Annotated in this window: 2 protein-coding genes, 1 tRNA gene and 1 pseudogene; 1 reads left to right on the forward strand and 3 read right to left on the reverse strand. The window is 70.2% G+C overall.

Annotated elements, in window-relative coordinates; translation table 11 throughout:
• The first annotated feature begins 122 nt into the window (after positions 1 to 122).
• The gene (locus ACWF94_RS38710; RefSeq protein ID WP_453499704.1) at positions 123 to 1,400 is read left to right on the forward strand and encodes a tyrosine-type recombinase/integrase; all 1,278 of its coding nucleotides are present in this window, start codon (positions 123 to 125) and stop codon (positions 1,398 to 1,400) included.
• A 77-nt stretch (positions 1,401 to 1,477) separates the two neighbouring features.
• On the opposite strand, the gene ACWF94_RS38715 is transcribed toward ACWF94_RS38710, so the two are convergent.
• The 3 genes and pseudogenes from ACWF94_RS38715 to ACWF94_RS38725 all read right to left on the reverse strand — a co-directional run.
• Positions 1,478 to 1,562: transfer RNA gene (locus ACWF94_RS38715), tRNA-Ser, on the reverse strand.
• Between the two features lie 149 nt (positions 1,563 to 1,711).
• Positions 1,712 to 2,140: a tRNA adenosine(34) deaminase TadA gene (tadA, locus tag ACWF94_RS38720; protein WP_453499706.1), complete on the reverse strand. Its 429-nt coding sequence runs from the start codon at positions 2,138 to 2,140 to the stop codon at positions 1,712 to 1,714.
• 56 nt (positions 2,141 to 2,196) lie between these two features.
• Positions 2,197 to 2,438, reverse strand: a pseudogene (locus ACWF94_RS38725) (hypothetical protein); the annotation flags it as partial.

The following is a 2,438-nucleotide window of genomic DNA, read 5'->3' on the forward strand; positions in this document are numbered from 1 at the left end:
CCCCGCCTACGCCGCCCGCCGCCGCGCACCGCGCGCCGCGTCACCACCACACCCCGCGACGCCACCCCGCTTGGGGTGGCGTCCCGGCACGTTTTTACACCCCAACCTGAAGGAGTCCGCCCGTGGCGGAAGAGAAGAAGCGAACTCGGCAGCCCAATGGCCGCTCATCCATCTACCAGGGCAAAGACGGCAAGTGGCACGGACGCGTCACGGTCGGCATCCGCGACGACGGCAAGCCTGACCGCCGCCACGTCGAACGCAAGACCCGAGCAGAGGTGACCGCCGCAGTCCGCGAACTGGAGAAGCAGCGCGACGCCAAGACCACCCGCAAGGCTGGTCGGGCATGGACGGTCGAGAGGTGGCTAACCCACTGGGTGGAGAGCATTGCCCCGCTCGCAGTCAACGAGAACACGATGGTCGGCTACGGCGTTGCGGTGAGGAAGCACCTGATCCCCGCCCTTGGCGCTCACCGGCTGGACAAGCTCGGACCAGAGCACATCGAACGCTTCTACGGGAAGATGCAGACCGAGGGTCGCAAGGCCGGGACGATTCACCAGATTCACCGGACCTTCCGTACCGCCCTCAATGAGGCGGTCCGGCGCGGCTACCTGGCACGCAACCCCGTTCAGCTCGCCAAGGCTCCTCGTGTCAGCGAGGAGGAGGTGGAGCCGTACACGGTCGAAGAGGTGCAGCGGCTCTTGCAGACTGCGGACAACCGCCGGAACTCCGCACGCTGGGCCGTCGCACTCGCGCTCGGGCTGAGGCAGGGGGAGGCCCTGGGCCTCAAGTGGGCCGATGTGGACTTGGCGCGGGGCGCGCTGATGGTCCGCCGGAGCCGCCGCCGCCCGCGCTACGCCCACGGATGCGGTGACGCCTGCGGCCGGAAGGCGGGGTACTGCCCGCAGCGTCAGCGGACCAACCCGGAGACGGCAGACACGAAGTCCCGCGCGGGGCGCCGGTCGGTCGGGTTGCCGGCGCAGCTCGTGGATCTGCTCCGGACGCACCGGGCCAAGCAGGATGCCGAGCGTACGACGGCAGGGGAGGACTGGCGGGATGAGGGCTGGCTCTTCGCCACCCCGGACGGCCGGGGCACTTCACCCCGTACCGACTACGACGACTGGAAGGAGTTGCTGCGCGACGCCAAGGTTCGGGACGGGCGGTTGCACGACGCCCGGCACACCGCCGCCACGGTCCTGCTGATCCTCGGAGTCTCCGAGCGCGCGGTCATGGGCCTTATGGGGTGGTCGACCACGGCCATGGCCGCGCGGTATCAGCACATGGTGGACTCCGTCCGGAACGATGTCGCCCGACAGGTCGACGGACTCATCTGGAAGCCGAGCGTCGCCGGTCCTGACGACGATGACGACGGCAGCACTGGGGCCCTCGTACCGGCCAACTGAGACGGAAACTGAGACGGAAACTGAGACGGAGACGCGCGAAGGGCCCGATCCATCGGACCGGGCCCTTCCTCTACCAGCGGTAGCGGAGGGATTTGAACCCTCGGTGACTTGCGCCACACTCGCTTTCGAGGCGAGCTCCTTCGGCCGCTCGGACACGCTACCGGGAGAGAGCTTAGCCCACAGTGGGGCGTGCGCCGAAATCCGTATCGCGGTCGCTGCCCGGCCCCTGGCGCGGTCGCTGTCCGGGCCCTGGCGCGGTCGCTGCCCGGTCCGTATCGCGGTCGCTGGTCGGTCCGTGGCGGGCCGGGTTGTCAGCGGTCGCGGAAGAACGCGGTCAGGGGCAACGCGCACTCCCGTTCCAGCACTCCGGAGATGACTTCGGGCCGGTGGTTGAGCCGTCGGTCCCGTACGACGTCCCACAGCGAACCGACCGCGCCCGCCTTCTCGTCCCGTGCTCCGTAGACCACCCGGTCCACCCGGGACTGGGTGATCGCGCCCGCGCACATGGTGCACGGTTCCAGGGTCACCACCAGGGTGCAGCCGGACAGCCGCCAGCCGCCGAGGTGCTCGGCGGCACGGCGGATCGCGAGAACCTCGGCGTGGGCGGTCGGGTCGGCTGTCCGTTCGCGTTCGTTGTGGCCGGCGGCGATGAGGGTGCCGTCGGGGGCGAGCACCACGGCGCCGACCGGCACATCGCCGGACAGCGCCGCGCGCTCCGCCTCCGCCAGGGCGAGGCGCATGGGCGCCTCCCAGGGGTCCCGTACGGGATCCCATGCCTCAGTCGCCGCTTCCGTCACTAGCGGACGGTCTCCAGCACATCGGCGACGCCCAGCGCGTCCGCGATCTCCGCCATTGCGTCCGTGTCCAGGGCCAGCAGCTCCTTCTCCGAGAGACCGAGGTCCGTCAGGATGTCGCGGTCGCCGACCGGCCCGGTCGGGACCGCACCGGCGGCCGTCGCGGCGTCGTCGCCATCGTCAGTGTTGTCGGGGCTATCGGTGTTGTCGGCGTTGTGGTCGTCCGGCTCTCCGTCCTCCGTAC

Source organism: Streptomyces sp. NPDC055078, assembly GCF_053607985.1.